The organism is Miniimonas sp. S16, from assembly GCF_057748195.1.
In genome coordinates, this window is record NZ_CM173242.1 from 884,947 (window position 1) to 898,221 (window position 13,275).

The 13,275-nt window shown below is 73.8% G+C and carries 9 protein-coding genes and 1 tRNA gene; 2 read left to right on the top strand and 8 right to left on the bottom strand.

Translation table 11 applies throughout. From position 1 onward, the window contains the following. Positions 1-54: 54 nt before the first annotated feature. The 8 genes from rpmE to AC3AQ1_RS04005 all read right to left on the bottom strand — a co-directional run bounded on the left by rpmE (position 55) and on the right by AC3AQ1_RS04005 (position 11,895). Complete coding sequence (gene rpmE, locus AC3AQ1_RS03970) at positions 55-270, bottom strand: 50S ribosomal protein L31 (protein WP_108717906.1); 216 nt, start codon at positions 268-270, stop codon at positions 55-57. A 104-nt stretch (positions 271-374) separates the two neighbouring features. Beyond that, entirely contained in the window at positions 375-2,495 is a 2,121-nt protein-coding gene (gene rho / locus AC3AQ1_RS03975) for a transcription termination factor Rho (RefSeq protein ID WP_108717907.1), read from the bottom strand. Between the two features lie 336 nt (positions 2,496-2,831). Next, positions 2,832-4,364 carry an HNH endonuclease gene (locus AC3AQ1_RS03980; RefSeq protein WP_370445324.1) on the bottom strand — a complete coding sequence of 511 codons (1,533 nt, stop codon included), beginning with the start codon at positions 4,362-4,364 and terminating at the stop codon, positions 2,832-2,834. Between the two features lie 1,175 nt (positions 4,365-5,539). Beyond that, positions 5,540-6,436: a homoserine kinase gene (thrB, locus tag AC3AQ1_RS03985; RefSeq protein WP_108717909.1), complete on the bottom strand. Its 897-nt coding sequence runs from the start codon at positions 6,434-6,436 to the stop codon at positions 5,540-5,542. Between the two features lie 9 nt (positions 6,437-6,445). Then, positions 6,446-7,507, bottom strand: coding sequence for a threonine synthase (gene thrC / locus AC3AQ1_RS03990; RefSeq protein WP_108717910.1), 1,062 nt, complete (start codon positions 7,505-7,507; stop codon positions 6,446-6,448). Positions 7,508-7,624: 117 nt separating this feature from the next. Next, the gene (locus AC3AQ1_RS03995; RefSeq protein ID WP_108719965.1) at positions 7,625-8,965 is read right to left on the bottom strand and encodes a homoserine dehydrogenase; all 1,341 of its coding nucleotides are present in this window, start codon (positions 8,963-8,965) and stop codon (positions 7,625-7,627) included. 177 nt (positions 8,966-9,142) lie between these two features. Beyond that, positions 9,143-10,543 carry a diaminopimelate decarboxylase gene (lysA, locus tag AC3AQ1_RS04000; protein WP_108719966.1) on the bottom strand — a complete coding sequence of 467 codons (1,401 nt, stop codon included), beginning with the start codon at positions 10,541-10,543 and terminating at the stop codon, positions 9,143-9,145. A 182-nt stretch (positions 10,544-10,725) separates the two neighbouring features. Next, entirely contained in the window at positions 10,726-11,895 is a 1,170-nt protein-coding gene (locus tag AC3AQ1_RS04005; protein ID WP_139986388.1) for a hypothetical protein, read from the bottom strand. Positions 11,896-11,995: 100 nt separating this feature from the next. Here AC3AQ1_RS04005 and AC3AQ1_RS04010 point away from each other — a divergent pair. After that, positions 11,996-12,068, top strand: a tRNA-Arg gene (locus AC3AQ1_RS04010). 160 nt (positions 12,069-12,228) lie between these two features. After that, positions 12,229-13,143, top strand: coding sequence for an aldose 1-epimerase family protein (locus AC3AQ1_RS04015; RefSeq protein WP_108717913.1), 915 nt, complete (start codon positions 12,229-12,231; stop codon positions 13,141-13,143). Positions 13,144-13,275: the final 132 nt, after the last annotated feature.

Here is a 13,275-nt window from a genome sequence, read left to right on the forward strand (position 1 = left end):
CGGAGACGACGCGAGCGCCGGCACCCTGGCGGGTGCCGGCGCTCGTCGACGTCGTTACTTGGCGGTCTTCTTGCCGTACCGCGCCTCGAACCGGGCCACGCGGCCGCCGGTGTCGAGGATCTTCTGCTTGCCCGTGTAGAACGGGTGGCAGGCGCTGCACACGTCGGCGCTGATGTGGCCGGACGTGGCGGTGCTACGGGTGGTGAAGGTGTTGCCGCAGGTGCACGTCACCTCGGTGATGACGTACTCGGGGTGGATCCCGCTCTTCATGGTGTCCTCCAATTCGGGGAGCCGCCGGGTCGCCGCTCGTGCGAGGGACGTGAACCGGGGGCCAGCGTTCTATTCTGCCACCCGCGTCAAGTCGCGGGTCGCCCTCAGCCGACGAGCTCGTTGGCCTGGCTCGGGACCGTCGGGGTGGTCTTCTGGACGGTCATGAGGAACTCGGCGTTCGTCGGGATCTCGCGCACCTTACCCAGGAGAAGCTCGAGCGCGGGCTGCTGCTCGAGACCGCCCATGAGGCGGCGCAGCTTCCAGACGATCTTGAGCTCGTCCGCGGAGATGAGGATCTCCTCGCGGCGGGTGCCGGACGCGTTCACGTCGATCGCCGGGAAGATGCGCTTGTCCGCGAGCTGGCGGGACAGGCGCAGCTCCATGTTTCCGGTGCCCTTGAACTCCTCGAAGATGACCTCGTCCATCTTCGAGCCCGTCTCCACGAGCGCGGAAGCCAGGATCGTCAGCGAACCGCCGTGCTCGATGTTGCGCGCGGCGCCGAAGAACTTCTTGGGCGGGTAGAGCGCGGACGCGTCCACACCACCGGACAGGATGCGGCCCGACGCGGGAGCGGCGAGGTTGTAGGCCCGCGAGAGTCGCGTGATGGAGTCCAGCAGCACCACGACGTCCTTGCCGAGCTCGACGAGACGCTTGGCGCGCTCGATCGCGAGCTCCGCGATGATCGTGTGGTCGCCCGGGGGACGGTCGAACGTCGAGGCGATGACCTCGCCCTTGACCGTGCGCTCCCAGTCGGTGACCTCCTCGGGACGCTCGTCCGCGAGCACCACCATGAGGTGGACCTCGGGGTTGTTCGTGGTGATCGCGTTGGCGAGCTGCTGCATCACGATCGTCTTGCCCGCCTTGGGCGGGGCCACGATGAGGCCGCGCTGACCCTTCCCGATCGGCGAGACGAGGTCGATGATGCGGGCCGTGACGGCGCGCGGCTCGGTCTCCAGGCGCAGGCGCTGCTGCGGGTAGAGCGGGGTGAGCTTGCCGAACTCGGGGCGCTGACGCGCGCGGTCCACGCTCATCCCGTTGACGGTGTCGAGGCGGACCAGCGCGTTGAACTTCTGGCGCTGGTTGCCCTGGGACTCACCCTCACGGGGGGCGCGCACCGCACCGGTGATCGCGTCACCGCGACGCAGGCCGCTCTTCTTGACCTGGTTGAGGGGCACGTAGACGTCGTCCGAGCCGGGGAGGTACCCGCTCGTCCGGACGAAGGCGTAGTTGTCGAGGATGTCCAGGACGCCGGCGACGGGGACGAGCACGTCGTCGTCGGTCACCTCGACCTCCTCGTAGGCGACCTGGGCCTCACCGCGGCCGCCGCGACGCTTGCGGTCGCGGAAGCGGTCACGGCCCCGACGGCGACGGCCGCCCTGATCGTCGTCGTACACGTCGGGGCCGGCGGCCTGACGCGTCCGGTTGTTCTGGGAGCTCGCGGAGCCGGCCGAGCCGGAGCCCTGGTTGCCGCCCTGGTTACCGCTGGGCTGGCCACCCTGGCCGCCCCGGACGGGGGCGTCCTCGGCGCGGGGCTCGGGCAGCTTAATGTCCTCGAGGCTCGCGCGGCGCCCGTCGCGCTGCTGGCCGTTCTGGCCGTTCTGGCGGTTCTGGCCCTGGCGGCCGCTCTGCGCGTTGTCGCGCTGGCCGCCCTGGGAGTTCTCGCGCTGGCCGTTCTCGCGCTGCGCATTGCGCGCGCCGTCGCGCTGGCCCTCGCTCGAGTCGTCACGCGGGGCGTTGCGCACGCTGTCGCGCTGGCCACCCTCGCTCGAGTCGTCACGCGGGGCGTTGCGCACGCTGTCGCGCTGGCCACCCTCGCTCGAGTCGTCACGCGAGGCGTTGCGCACGCTGTCGCGCTGGCCACCCTCGCTCGAGTCGTCACGCGAGGCGTTGCGCAGGGTGTCGCCCTCGCCACCCTCGTTCGACGTGTTCGGCGCGCTCTCGCCCGCGACGCGCTGCGCGCGGCGGGTGCGACGCGCCGGAGCGGAGTGCTCGCCGTCGGTCGCGGGCGCTGCCGCCGCGGGCGCTGCCGCCGCGGGTGCTGCGGCCGCGGACGCCGGGGCCGGCCGGGAGCCGCCACGCGACTCGATGGCCGTGACGAGGTCGCCCTTGCGCATCTTCGAGATGCCGGAGATTCCGAGCGCGCCGGCCATCTCCTGCAGCTGCACGAGCTTGAGGGCGCTCAGTGACCCGCCACGGGCTGCGGCGGTGTCGGTGCTGTTGGTCACAGGTTCCTCACTGGATCTGCGTCGATGATGGACGCGTTGTTCTGAGGTCCGAACGGTACGGGCGTCTGAGCCGGCACCGGGGGGAAGCACCGCCACGGAAGAATCGGCCGCTGGCACGCGACACGTGCATCTGCACGGGCCTCTGCAGGAGGCGTTGCGGGGTGCTGTACGCCCAGGGTACACCGTCAACGCCGTCGCGACGGGTTGCGTGACGTGCCGCGCGTCACGCGCGTTCTGCGGTCAACGGCTGACCCCTGACTGCGATCGCCGACCGCCGACCGCCGACCGTCACCCGGGTCGCCCCCGCCGCACTCATCGATGCGGTCGATCTCGCACTCACCACAAGGCGGCCGGCCCGCTCGGCGATGCATCGGGAGTTCCTCCACCTCGCTCGCCGTCGCGCAGACTTCCGCCCCGCTCGCCACCGGGCAGGGCTGCGCCGGGAGCCGCGCCTGCGTTGGATCCGTCGTCGCCGGGGCTGTCGCCCCCGGACAGTCCTCCGCCAGGAGCCGCGCCACCGCCGCCGGGTCCGTCGCTGGACAGGGCTCCGCCAGGAGTTGCGCCACCTCGTGCGTCACCTCCGCTGGACCCGCTGCCACCGCCTCGTCTGCCACCGGGATCGTCACCACCGCTGGACCCGCCGCCGCCTCGTCCGTCGTGGCCGGGTCCGTTGGTGGGCGGAGTTCTCCCCACGCCGGTGGGTCGGCGTTTGGGGACGAGGAGCTCGTCGTCCAGGCGGGTGGTGGTGCCGATCGTCCGTCCGTCGGTGGTGGTGAAGGTGAACCCGCCCCGGACCTTGGTGATGGTGGTGTGCTCGCGGTGGAGGCGGTGGTGATGCTCGCGACACAGCGTCACCGCGTTCACCAGGCTCGTGTCACCACCCTGGTTCCACTCGATCACGTGGTGCACCTCGCACCACGCCGCCCGCAAGACGCATCCGGGCCACTGGCAGTGCCTGTCCCGCACCAGCACCGCACGACGCAGATCCCCCGTGTAGGTGCGCTGCGTGCGCCCCACGTCCAGTGGTTCACCCTCGGCGTCGAGGACGACGCGCTGCCACATCGCGTCACACGCCACCACATCCAACGCCGCGAACGGCACGAGGGTCCCGTCCATCAGCTCTGCCAACACCGGCTCACGTTCGAGCCCCGACCGCTCGTAGGCCACCGACAACCCCGACCCCGCCGACCCTGCCGACCGCGACCCCGCCGAGCCAGTCGTCGCGCCAGGACCGCCGGAGCGGCCGAAGGCATCCGACCGTGATGCCGCTGCGGCAGCATCGCCGTCTGCCGCGCAGGAGTAGGTGCGGCGCAGGTGGTGCAGGAGGAGCCAGGTGTCCTGGCGGACCAGGATGCTCAGGTGGGGTCGGACCTGCGCGCCGGCCCTGTCCACCCCGACGCCCAGGGCACGGTCGGCGAGCAGGACCAGGGCGTCCGCGCGACGCTGATCCGGGTTGCGCTCATCCCCGTCCGCCGGCACCGGGGTCACGGCGTCCAGCGCGGTGCGCAGCGTCGCCGCCGACAACACATCCAACGCCCCCTCCACCCGCACGACCTCACCCCGCGCGGTCAGGCGGAGGAACCGCGCCTTGCGCGCCGCCTCGTAGGACGCGTCGGTCTTCTCCGCTTCCAGGGCGGCGGCCTGACCCTGCAGCTCCCGCCGCAGCACCGGCACCGCCACACTCTTGGCCCGGGCCACGATCTCCACCTCACGCCCCGCAAGGCGCTCCCGCGTCGAAGGGTCGACCCCGGCCAGGACGGTCGCAACGACCTGGATATGCCCGTCGGTCACCTCACCCCGCCCCGCGGCGTCCCGCAACCTGGGCAGCAGCTCCAGAATCTCCCCGGCCTGCTCCTCACCCCGAGCCACCCCCACACCCTGACGGGAGGCCTCCGCCCGCCACCGCGTGAAGTCCCCCACCCGACGACCCGCCGGAGTCCGCCGCCACGACCCCGAGGACCGCACCACCCCCGCCACCTCAGCCCGCGCCACCCCCAGGACCGTGGCGACCTCATCCAGCACCCCGAGAACCTCCACAGCCGCCGCACCCACCGCTGCAGCGCCGACACCCGGATCAGCCGCCGCAGCCGCACGCGCCACACCAGCCGCGGCGACGACCTCACCCACCACCACCCGCAACCGCGACACACACTCAGACAACCCCGACACACCCGGCGCACCCGACGCGGCACCGAACGCCGACGACGCGGGCAACGGCAGCGCAGACGACGGCGACACCAGCGACGCAGACACCACCGACGACTGCGGGAGCGTCTGCGGAACACCCGAGGCACGCCGGACTTCGGACGACTCCGGCGCGAGAGAGGGCCGAGGCGCACTCGCCAGCCTCGGCACGAGCGACGACGCCGACACTGCGGTGGGCCGCCCACCGTCCGGCGCCACGACCATCGACATCGACATCGACATCGACGCCCGCGCGGACGCCCGCGCGGGCGACCGGCGCGGCCCACGACCAGCACCAACCGGCTCTGCCGCCACCCCGCTCACCCCCTCGTCAGCCAACCCCACGCAAATCGAACGTGTGTACCTATCATACGTCTTTAGTAGCAGAAGTACACCCCCCAGTTTGACCTGTGGACACAGGTTCACCGATGCAAACTGGGGACAGCCGACGACTCCGAATGAGAGTTCCGGAGAGGCGCGTCGGGGTGCCGAGACGCGACAGCGACGCAGAAGAGACACAGAGAAGAAGCGCAGGACAGCGCCGTGGGTGGGAGAACGGAGGGCTGTCTCCTCGCCAAGTCCGAGCAGACGCCCGTACCGCAAGGCTGGAAGGTGCAGCGCGTGCCTGAGCCCGGCAGCCTGGTCGACGGGCCGAAGACGTGTCCCACGAGGGGACACACGGCCACGCGCGGCGTTCAAGGATGGCCCGCGGTTCGCGCGGCGAACGCGGGCGCGGCGGAGGATGACACCGCGGACAGCTGACTGCCGACGGCTGAGCGAGCTGACCGCCGAACATCCGAACAGACCGACCACCCGGCGAACCCACCACCCGCCAAGCCCGCCGCCGCTCCCCGAACGACTCAGTCGAGCAGCCGCGCCCCGATCTGGTCCACGTCCAGCACGTGGGCCGTCCAGCCCTCCCCCGCGAGCGACGCGCGCAGGCCCGCGGGCACGACGTCGAGCACGAGCACCGTCGGACCGGCACCCGAGATGACGGCGGGCAGCCCGAGGGCCCGCAGTCGCCCGAGGAGCGCGGTGCTCGCCGGCAGCACGTCGGCCCGGTATTGCTGGTGCAGCCGGTCCCGCGTCGCCTCGAGGAAGAGGTCGGCTCGGCCCGAGAGGGCGAGCACGAGCAGCGCGGTCCGCGCCCCTGTGAACGCCGCGTCGGCGTGCGGCACGGTCGCCGGCAGCACCGAACGGGCCACCTTCGTGGCCAGCGACGTCTGCGGCACGAGCGCCGTCACGGTCAGTGCCGGATCGACCGCCAGCCGAACCGCGTCGACCTCGCCCTCCTGAGGTGTCCAGGCGAGCGTGGCCCCACCGAGCACCGCCGCGGCGGCGTTGTCGGGATGCCCCTCCCACTCGCTCGCCAGCTCGAGCACCGTGGCGTCGCCGAGCGCCTCGGGCTCCGAGATGAGCCCACGCGCGGCAACGAGCCCGGCGACCACCGCGGCTGCCGAGGAACCCAGGCCCCGCCCGTGCGGGATCGCGTTCCGAGCGCGCAGGTCGAGACCGACCTGCGGCGCCCGCGCGATCTCGAGCCCGGCCCGGACGGCCTGGACGACGAGGTGATCCTCGCCGTCGGGCACGGTTCCTGCCCCCTCGCCCTCGACGTGCGTGCGCGTGGCGCCCGTCGTGGCGCGCACCTCGACCACGTCGTGCAGACCGAGCGCGAGCCCGAACGCGTCGAATCCCGGCCCCAGGTTCGCGCTCGTCGCGGGCACCTGCACCCGGACGACGTCGCGGACGATCCGCACGGCCGGCCCTCAACCGAGGCCGAGGACGTCGGCCACGGCCGCCGTCGTCGGGGGGACCACGACCGGCGAGATGACGGTGTCGCCGAGCGCCGTGGCGGTGTCCTTGAGCCCGTTGCCCGTCACGGTGCACACGATCGTCGCGCCGGCGGGGACGTCACCGGCCTCGGCACGGGCCAGCAGGCCGGCCACCGAGGCGGCCGAGGCGGGCTCCACGAAGACGCCGACCTCGCTCGCGATGAACGCCTGGGCGTCGAGGATCTCCGCGTCGGACACCGCGTCGATCCGCCCGCCCGAGTCGTCCCGTGCGGCGACGGCGAGCGCCCACGACGCCGGGTTGCCGATCCGGATGGCGGTCGCGATCGTCTCGGGGTGCTCCACCGGCTCGCCCTTCACGAACGGCGCGGCGCCCTCGGCCTGCACACCCCACATCACGGGGGTGCGGGTGGCGCGTCCCTCGGCCGCGTACTCGCGGTAGCCCATCCAGTACGCCGAGATGTTCCCGGCGTTCCCGACCGGCAGCACGTGGATCGTGGGGGCGTCCCCGAGCGCGTCGACGATCTCGAACGCCGCGGTCTTCTGGCCCTGCAGGCGGTAGGGGTTGACCGAGTTCACGAGCGCGACGTCGGGGCGCGTGCCGAGCTCGCGCACCACGCGCAGCCCGTCGTCGAAGTTCCCCTCGAGGGAGACGAGCGTCGCCCCGTGCACGATCGCCTGCGCCAGCTTGCCCGCCGCGATCTTCCCCGCGGGGAGCACGACGGCGCAGGCCAGGCCCGCGCGGGCGGCGTAGGCCGCGGCGCTCGCCGAGGTGTTCCCGGTCGACGCGCAGACCACGAGGGCCGGCCCGGTCGCGAGCACCTTCGAGACCGCGACCGTCATGCCGCGGTCCTTGAACGACCCGGTCGGGTTCGCGCCCTCGACCTTGAGGAACACCCGGCCGCCCACGCGCTCCGACAGCGCGGGCGCCTCGACGAGCGGCGTGCCCCCCTCGCCGAGCGTGACCACCGGGTCCCCCGGCTCGATCGGCAGGTGGTCGGCGTACTCGGCGATGATGCCGCGCCACTGGTGGGCCATGGGTCTTCCTCCTGCTGGGCCGCGCGGGGCGCGGGGGTCGAGACGGGTCGAGACGGTCGGGACGGGTCGAGGTGAACGGACGGGGACGTGGAGGTCGAAGAGGCGAGTCAGCCGGACTCAGGGACGCTCGACGCGGTGCACGGCGAGGATCTCGGTGAGCTCGTGCGCCTCGCGCAGCGCGGCCACCGTGCGGGCGAGCGAGGCCTCGTCGGCGTCGTGCGTCACGACGACGAGGACCGCCGTGCCCGACGTCGACGGGCTCTGCTGCACGGACTCGATGGAGACGCCGTTGTCGGCGACGAGCGAGGCGATGCGCGCGAGCACGCCCGGGCGGTCCTCCGCCTCGAGCGTGATCTGCATCCGGCTGCGGACGTGGTCGGGGCTCGCGAGCGGGAGCTCGGCGTACGCGGACTCCGCGGGCGCGCGGCCGCCCTGCACCCGGTGCCGCGCCGCGGCGACCACGTCGCCAAGCACGGCGCTCGCCGTCGGGCGGCCGCCGGCGCCGGCGCCGTAGAACATGAGCCGCCCCGCCGCCTCCGCCTCCACCACCACGGCGTTGAACGCACCGCCCACGCCCGCGAGGGGATGCGCAGCGGGCAGGACCGCCGGGTGCACGCGCAGCGCGACGGCCTCGCCGTCGGCCGTGGCCACCCGCTCGACGATCGCGAGCAGCTTGATGACGCCGCCCATCCGCCGCGCCGTGTCGATGTCGCGTGCGGTGATCGACGTGATGCCCTCGCGCACGACGTCGTCCATCGACACGCGCGTGTGGAACGCCAGCGACGCGAGGATCGCCGCCTTGGCCGCGGCGTCGTACCCCTCGACGTCGGCGGTCGGGTCGGCCTCGGCGTAACCGAGCTCCTGCGCACGCGCCAGGGCGTCCGCGAAGTCCAGTCCGCCGGTCGTCATCTGGTCGAGGATGTAGTTCGTCGTGCCGTTGACGATGCCGAGCACGCGCTGGACGCGGTCGCCCGCGAGCGACTCGCGCACGCCGCGCACCACGGGTACCGCGCCCGCCACCGCGGCCTCGTAGAGGATGTCGACGCCCGCCGCGTCCGCCGCCTCGTACAGCTCGGGGCCGTGCGCGGCGAGCAGCGCCTTGTTCGCGGTGACGACGGACGCGCCGTTCCGGATCGCCGCGTGCACGAGCTCGCGTGCACGGGTGGTGCCGCCGATGAGCTCGACCACGACGTCGGCACGCGCCACGAGCGCGTCGGCGTCGCTCGTGAGCAGGTCGCGCGGCACGGCGGGGTCGCGGTCGGCCGCCGCGTCGCGCACCGCGACGCCCACGAGCTCGACCGGGGCGCCCACCCGGGCACCGATCTCCTCGCCGTGCTCCACGAGCACCCGAGCGACCTGCGTCCCGACCGTCCCGCACCCGAGCAGTGCCACCCGGACGGCGGACGGCGCCGCCGAGGCACCCGAGGTGGACGGCGCTGGAGACGCCGGGGCAGGCAGGGACACGACACGCTCCTGGAGCTGGCGGGGGCCCGTGCGGGCGGCGGACAGGTCGGTCCCCCACCCTAGCCTCCGGCGCCCGTGCTCCCGGGCCGTGTCCAGGGTCCGACGGCGAGCGCCAGTCGGTCGACGAGCGCCCGCAGGTGGGACGCTCCCGACGGCGAGCGCCCACCCTCCTCACCCCAGGTCGAGCGCGAGCAGGTCCTCGACCGTCTCGCGTCGCACGATCGGCGTCGCCACGCCGTCGCGCACCGCCACGACGCCGGGCCGCGGCACGAGGTTGTACTGGCTCGCCATCGAGCGCCCGTAGGCACCCGTCGTCGCGACGGCGAGCAGGTCGCCCGCCCGCACGTCGCCCGGCAGGAGCACGTCGTGCACCACGATGTCGCCGCTCTCGCAGTGCTTGCCGACCACCCGCGCCAGCACGCCCGGCGCCCGGCTCGCCCGACCGACGACCTCCGTGTGGTAGCGCGCGTCGTACAGCGCGGTCCGGATGTTGTCGCTCATGCCGCCGTCCACCGAGACGTACAGGCGCGTCGCGCCGTCCGGGGACGACGCCGGGAGCGCGACCTCCTTGACGGTGCCCACCGTGTAGAGGGTGAGGCCCGCCGGCCCGGCGATGGACCGCCCGGGCTCGAAGGAGACGTCCGGCACGCTCGTCCCGGTCTCCTGCGCGGCGCGCACGACGGCGCCCGCGGTCTCCTTCGCGATGCGCTCGGGCTCGAGCTCGACCTCGCCGGGCAGGTAGGCGACGCCGAACCCACCCCCCAGGTCGACCTCGCCGACGAGCACGCCGGTGCGCGCGGCGAGGTCGGCGCGCAGCGCCATGACGGCCCCGGCGGCCGCGTCGAACCCGGCCGCGTCGAGGATCTGGCTGCCGATGTGCGAGTGCAGCCCGACCAGGTCCAGCTCCTCCCGCGCGAGCACCGCGAGGAGGGCGCGCATGGCCGGGGAGGTCTCGCCGTCGTGCGCGTGCAGCGAGAGCCCGAACTTCTGGTCCTCGTGCGCGGTGGAGATGAACTCGTGCCCCCCGGCGTGCACCCCCGTCGTCACGCGCACCATCACAGGCGCACGCACGCCCAGCCGCGCGGCCGCGTCGGCCACGCGGGTCACCTCCGGCTCGGAGTCCAGCACGATCCGCCCGACGCCGGAACGCAGCGCGAGCTCGATCTCCTCGTCCGACTTGTTGTTCCCGTGCAGCCCGATCTGGGCCCCGGGCACGCCGGCCGACAGCGCCGTGGTCAGCTCGCCGAGCGTGGCGGTGTCGATCCGCAGCCCCTCCTGGGTCATCCAGCGCGCGACGGCGCGGCACAGGAAGGCCTTGCCCGCGTAGTACACCTCCGCGTGCGCGCCGACGTCGGCGAACGCCGCGGTGAACGCGTCGCGGAACGCGCGCGCCCGCGCGCGCATGTCCGCCTCGTCCACGACGTACAGCGGTGTGCCGAAGCGCGCCGCGAGGTCGTGCACGCCCACGCCGCCGACGGCGAGCGCACCCTCCGCGGTGCGGCTCGCCGTCGCGGGCCACGGCAGGCCGAGGGGTCCGGGTCGCGCGTCCGGCTCGGTGAGGCTCGCGGTCATCTCGCTCCGATCGTGGGAGGTGCGGGGAAGTCGTGCGTCGTCGTCGGCCGACGTGGCCGGGGAGGCGGCCTGCCGACCGCGGACGGTCGCCGGTCGTGGGCCGACCTCGTCAACGGGCCGGTGGGTGCTCCGGAGTGCCACGGTCGCACACGACCCCTGCGCCGGACCGTCGTCACCCGGGGTCAGAAGTCGAGGCCGTGGTAGAAGTCGAGCGCGGCCTCGGCGTCCTCGGCCACCACCGTGTAGGAGCCGAGGTCCTCGTCGTTCCACACGATCGTGACGAGGCCGTCCTCGTTGAAGATCCAGTAGGTGCCGGACGCCTCGTCGTCGGGGAAGACCGGGCCGCTCTCGACGGCCGTCCCGATCGTCGCGGCCGTCGCCTGGGCGTCGGCGGCGGCCGCCTCGGAGGTCCCGAACCGGGAGGCGGTCAGCGTGACCGGCACGGCCGCGCCGGCGAACACGCCGACGTAGGACTCGGTCGACCCCGCGGGCGGCACCGGGTTCGTCACGTACCCGGGGGCCCCGAGCGTGAACGTGGTGCCCGAGGGGCCGTCGGAGCCGAACTCTCCGCCGGTGACCTCGGTGGGTAGCGCGGCGAGCAGCGGCCCGCCCGCGGTGGCGGCGGTGCCGACGTCGCCCGACGCCGTCGGACCGGCGGTCGCACCGGTCCCGTCGTCCGAGCGGTTGAACCAGATCACCACACCGATGAGCACGACGACGGCGACGACCGCGGCGGCCACGAGGGCCCGGGTCCGCGTCCCGAGCGCCCCCCGGGCGCTCCGACCTCGCGCAGGCTCGGCGCCCTGTCCCGAGCGCGTCCGCTCACGCCGGCCGCCCGACACGGGGGCCTCGCCCGGGGCGTGCCCGTCGCCCGCCGTGCCCACGCTCACGGTCGGTGCACCGAGGACCGGTGCCGCGCCGTCGGGGGCTAGTGGTGTCGAGCCGGACGGCGGCGCCGAGGCCGCGGGCTCCCCCGGCGGCGCGCCGCCGGCGGACGGGCCGACCGCGACCCCGCTCGCACGGGTGGAGGCTCCCGCGCCGGCACCGACCGCACCGCCGGCGGCCCGCGCGGCGCGCGCCTCCCGCAGCTGGCGCCGCGTCATCCCGACGAGGACGTCGGGCTCCGCGGGCAGCGGCGGCGTGGGCGCGGCCGGAACCTGCACGGCGGGAACGGGGCCGGGAATCGTCGGCACCGACGGTGACGAGGAGCCCGCGCCCCCGCCCTCGGACGCGTCGTCGTCCTGCGGCAGGTAGGAGGTGGACAGCTCGTCCTCGCCCGCACGCAGGTACGCGTACGGGTCGGACGGCTCTGCGCCGGCGCCTCGGCCGGGTGTCCTGTGCTGGTCGCTCAAGGGTCCCCTCCTCACGGGTCACCCTAGACACAAATGCGCAGGCGCTCTCACCGGACTGGTACTCTCGTGTGTCGCATCCCGCCGTCGGCGAGGCGCACAGGCACCCGTAGCTCAGTGGATAGAGCGTCTGCCTCCGGAGCAGAAGGTCGCTGGTTCGAATCCAGTCGGGTGTACTCCGCACAGGGCCTCTGACCTGGGACGACGTCCCGGCTTTGGAGGCCCTGCACCCTTCTCGGGACGGTGTCGAGACGCGCTCAGCGGCCACCCGGGGAGTGCCCGGCACGGCGGCACCGAGCCGGCGCGGACGGCTGATCGACTCAGTAGGCTGCCGTCATGCCCTCCCCCACCGGATCCCAGTTCGTCCTGCACGACGCCGACTCCAACGCCACGGCCGTCGTCACCGAGGTGGGGGCGTCGCTGCGCTCGTTCGCCGTGGCCGGCCGCGACGTCGTGGTGAGCTACCCGGAGTCCGACCTCTCCCCCGCAGGTCACGGCGCGATCCTCGCCCCGTGGCCGAACCGCCTCGACCACGGCCGCTACACGTGGGACGGCGAGACCTACCAGGTCCCGATCACCGAGGTGGAGCGGTCCACCGCCCTGCACGGCCTCGTGCAGCACGTGCGCTGGTCCCTCGTGGACGCCACGACGACGCAGCTCGTCCTCGCCGTCGACACGGTGCCCGTCGGCGGCTACCCGTGGCAGCTGGAGATGCTCGCGACGTACACGCTGCACGGCGCCGACCTGGTCATCGAGGTCGACGCGACGAACGCCTCCGCCACGGCGGCGCCCTACGGCATCGGCTTCCACCCGTGGCTGCACCCGGGACCGGGCGGCCTGAACGCCGCGAGCCTTCGCCTCGACGCGACGCAGTGGGTCCGCCCGGACGAGCGCCTGCTCCCGGCAGGCGTCGAGGACCTCCCGGCGGACTTCGACTTCCGCACCGAGCGCGCCTACGGCACGACGGACCTCGACGACGCGTTCGTCGGCGTCACCCGGGACGCCGACGGGCTGTCGTGGATCCGGCTCACCGGTGACGACGGCCGCACGGCGGCGGTCTGGATGGACGACTCGATGGACACCTGGCAGGTGTGCTCCGGCGACCACATCGGCGCCGTTCCCTACCGTCGCGCAGGCCTCGCCGCCGAGCCGATGAGCTGCATCGCGGACGCCTTCAACAGCGAGGACCGCCTGGTCCGGCTCGAACCGGGCGCGACGGCGAGCGTGCGCTGGGGACTGTCGCTGCGGTGAGCGCCACCGTCGGCCCGTCGCTCAGGTGACGGGCCGACGGTGGCGCCCCGCGGGCGCGAGGTCGCCGCGTGAGGTGAGCTGCGCCGTCGGGCACGAGGCTCCGACGCCGAAGCGGCCCCGGCGGGCGAGGAG

What these genes read in the sequence shown, in the direction of transcription:
- rpmE (WP_108717906.1), bottom strand. Translation starts at nt 270, where the DNA reads ATGAAGAGCGGGATCCACCCCGAGTACGTCATCACCGAGGTGACGTGC.
- thrC (WP_108717910.1), bottom strand. Translation starts at nt 7,507, where the DNA reads ATGGCCCACCAGTGGCGCGGCATCATCGCCGAGTACGCCGACCACCTG.
- lysA (WP_108719966.1), bottom strand. Translation starts at nt 10,543, where the DNA reads ATGACCGCGAGCCTCACCGAGCCGGACGCGCGACCCGGACCCCTCGGC.
- AC3AQ1_RS04015 (WP_108717913.1), top strand. Translation starts at nt 12,229, where the DNA reads ATGCCCTCCCCCACCGGATCCCAGTTCGTCCTGCACGACGCCGACTCC.